General features: G+C 70.3%; 3 protein-coding genes. All 3 read right to left on the reverse strand.

The window, feature by feature from the left end; genetic code table 11:
- On the reverse strand, positions 1 to 1,420 hold a 1,420-nt coding region (locus AC27KI_RS21065; RefSeq protein ID WP_487115656.1), incomplete at its 3' end, for a sensor domain-containing protein.
- Positions 1,417 to 2,715: a cyclic di-GMP phosphodiesterase gene (locus AC27KI_RS21070; RefSeq protein ID WP_487089989.1), complete on the reverse strand. Its 1,299-nt coding sequence runs from the start codon at positions 2,713 to 2,715 to the stop codon at positions 1,417 to 1,419. The genes AC27KI_RS21070 and AC27KI_RS21065, both read right to left, overlap by 4 nt.
- Before the next feature lie 93 nt (positions 2,716 to 2,808).
- Positions 2,809 to 3,397, reverse strand: a 589-nt coding sequence (locus AC27KI_RS21075) for an urease accessory protein UreH domain-containing protein (RefSeq protein WP_487115658.1), incomplete at its 5' end; no start/stop codon positions are given.

The raw sequence follows: 3,397 nt of genomic DNA on the forward strand, positions 1-3,397 counted from the left end.
ACTCGTCGCCGCCCAGGCGGCACAGCATGTCACTCTGGCGCAGGCACCCCTGCAGGCGCTTGGCCACGATCTGCAGCACGCGGTCACCGAACAGATGCCCCAGGGAGTCGTTGATGATCTTGAACCGGTCCAGGTCCACGAACAGGATGGCGAAGCTGCCGGCGTCCGGCCGTGGGCCCTGCTCAATCGCGTCGATGGCTTCGCCCACGCGGCGCGACAGGCGCAGCCGGTTGGGCAGGCCGGTGAGCACATCGCTGTACGCCAGCTCCTCGATGCGCGTGCGCGCCGCATGCTGCTGCGTGAGGTCGCGCATGAAGCCGATGCTCTGCAGCGCATTGCCCGTCTCGCTGCGCAGCACCACCCACGACAGGTGCACCGCGCAGGCCCGTCGCGCGGCCCCGTTCGCGCCGCCCTCGGGCAGGCGCAGCTCGCCCTCCCAGAAGCCGTCGCGGTCCCACGCCGCCAGGACGTGCTCCATCCAGCCGGGCTGCGCGCCCTCGGCTCCGAAGAGCGAAACCGCGGGCACGCCCTGCAAGGCGACCGCGGGCGCGCCGATCAGCCGCTCGCAGCTCGGGTTCATGCGCACGATCTGGTGCCGGTCATCGGCGATGAAGATGGCATCCAGGCTGGAGTCGAACACCCGCGCGGCGAGCCGCAGGCTGGCCTGCGCCTCGGCGTTCAGCGTCACGTCGCGGAACGAGAACACCCGGCCCACGGGGCGGCCCTGGCTCAGCTGCGGCACTGAGCGGCGCTCGATGATGGTGCCGTTGCGCAGGTGCAGGATGTCCGTGGTCTCGCGCCCCGGCTCCAGCGCGATGGACGACAGCCGCGCCCGGTAGGCATCGGCATCGGCCACCTGCTGCTGCATGTGGGCCACCACTGCAGCATCATTGCGCTGCACCAGCAGGTCCTCGGGCATGCCCCACAGCTGCGCCAGCCGCTGGTTGAAGGCCCGCATGCGCCCGGCCATGTCGTACACCAGCATGCCGTCGGCGGCGGAGTCGAGCGTGGCGCGCAGTTCAGACAGTAGGATTTCCAGCTCGCGCTCGGTCGAGGCCTGCTCGCGGCGATCGATCATGGTCACCAGCAGCAGCGCCTCGCCCTCGGGCGAATCCACGCGCGACACGCGCCGGTCCACCGGAATGAACTGGCCATCGCCCCCGAGCAGGCCGGAGTGCGACTGGATGCCGCGCATCAGCGCATCCCGCCCCTGCGCCCAGAAGTACAGGTCTTCCGGCGTGCAGGCCAGGAGTTCGACGGCGTCCGCGCCTTCCATGGTTTCGGGCGAGCGCCCGAGCAGCGCGGCCGCGCTCTGATTGGCGAAGCGCACCGTGAGCCCCTCGGGCTCGACCAGCCACACGGCCTCCAGCAACCCGTCGAACACGGCGCGCCACACGCTGCCTTGCGGGCCGCGGATCACGCCGGGGCCCCGGTCGGCGCTGCGTCGACGGCCCGTTCGAAGTAGTAGCAGATCCTCTTTCGGGGCGACAGATAGTCGAGCGCATCGCGCGGCAGCTGCGCGGGCCGCAGGCTGCGGCGGATGCCCAGCGCCGGCTGGTCTTCCAGATCGATCACCAGGGCATCGTCCTTGGAGACGCCGGACTCGTGCACGATCACCTTGGGCCGCAGCGGGCGGGCCGAATTCACGGCTGTCACGATGGCGTAGCGGTCGTCCACGAGCTGCACGATCGAGCCCGGCGGGTACACGCCCATCATGCGGATGAAGGCCCGCAGGACCACGGCGTCGAACCGTTGCTTGTGCTGCGCGAAGATCACCGACAGCGCCTCGTGCGGAGTCAGCGCGTTGGCGCCCCGCAGCGGGTTGCACAGCCGGTCGTAGTAGTTGACCAGGGCCAGCACCTGCCCTCCACGGGAGATGTCGGCCCCTTTGAGCTGGAGCGGAAAGCCCGTGCCATCGGCCATTTCATGGTGATGCGCGATGGCTTCGATGACGGCGGCGCCCAGGCCCATGCGTTCTGCCAGCACCACCGATTCGCCGACATGCGCCTCGTACAGGGCCTGGTCGGCCGGACCCAGCGCGGAATGCGGCTGGGCCACATGGGGCGGCAGCGTGATCTTGCCCAGGTCGTGCAGCAGCGCGGCCGCGCCCAGGGGCTGCAAGTCGTCGCCCAGCAGGCCCAGGGCCTTGCCCAGCAGCAGCGAAAGCACCATCACGTTGACCGAATGCAGCGCCGCGCGCGTGCCGACGCGCTCGGAGAGCAGGCGGATGGCGGAGTCGCCCTGGTCGAGCAGCTCATCCACGCAGGTGGACACCAGCGCGTTGGTGGAAGCACGCGCCTCCGAGGGGTCTTGCTCGGCGCTGGTGGCCAGGCGCTCATACACCCGCGTGGCACGGGCGAAGCGCTCGTCGCAGGCAGCCAGGGAACGGCTCTGCGCCTTGATGCGCTCGCGGAACTCCGCCATGGAGGCCTGGGCGATCGAAGGCCCTGTCTCCACCGGTGCCCGGGCGGCTTCGGTCACGGGATCGGGCGCGGAAGGGTGGCCGGGCGGCAGCAGGCCCTGCACCGATGGATCGCTTTTGGAAGGAATCCACCGCACCTGGGACAGGCCCAGGGCGGCCAGAGTACTGATCTGCTCCGGCGAGGCGATGCGGAAACTGCTGACCGGAAAAGGGTGGTTCATCCAGCCCAGATCGAGCTGGATGTACATGCCTACACGCAGCCGGCCGACATCGATGAGGAGGGGATTAGTCACTTTCGGGGGGCACCGGAGGGCGCCACGGGGACGCCGGGGTATTGGTAACCATTATCACCAGTTAATACACCCCCGAATCAAATGTCAAAAACTTCACGGACTACGGTCACGATAGGCTTTGTCAACCCCCTGCGCGCAGGGATTGGCTACAGGCACCAGGGCTCGGCCTGGCGGTGGAAAACGTCCATCCACAGCCCCCAGGCGGCAATGCCGAACAGCAGCAGGCCGGACAACCGCACGCCCCACCCGCCCCGCGCGTCCCCCGCGGCACCGCCGCCCCGCAGCCGTTGCCAAAGCCACTGGCCTGCCACCAGCCAGGCCGCGCCACCCACGCCGAAGCACACCAGGCCAGCGCGCCGCGCCAGGGTTTCCGGTCAACGCCGCGAGCAGCAGCGCGGAGTACAGCAGGCCGCAGGGCATGCAGGCCCAGGCCAGGCCCGTGGAGAACAGGCCGCCGGGCGAGCGCACCCAGGGGGCGACCCGCTGCCACAGCACCCGGCCCGCATGGTCCACCCAGGCCGGCTGCCGCGCCTGGAACACCAGCAGTACGGCCCAGGCGAGCACGGCGACGTGCAGCAGCGTCCAGGCCGGCCGCAGCGCAGCCGCGTGCTGGGTCAGCCAGGCCAGGCGGTCCATGGCCCAGGCCGCCATCGCGCCCGCCAGGGCGTACCCGGCCAGCCGG

This window comes from Acidovorax sp. KPB24-03, from assembly GCF_057546605.1.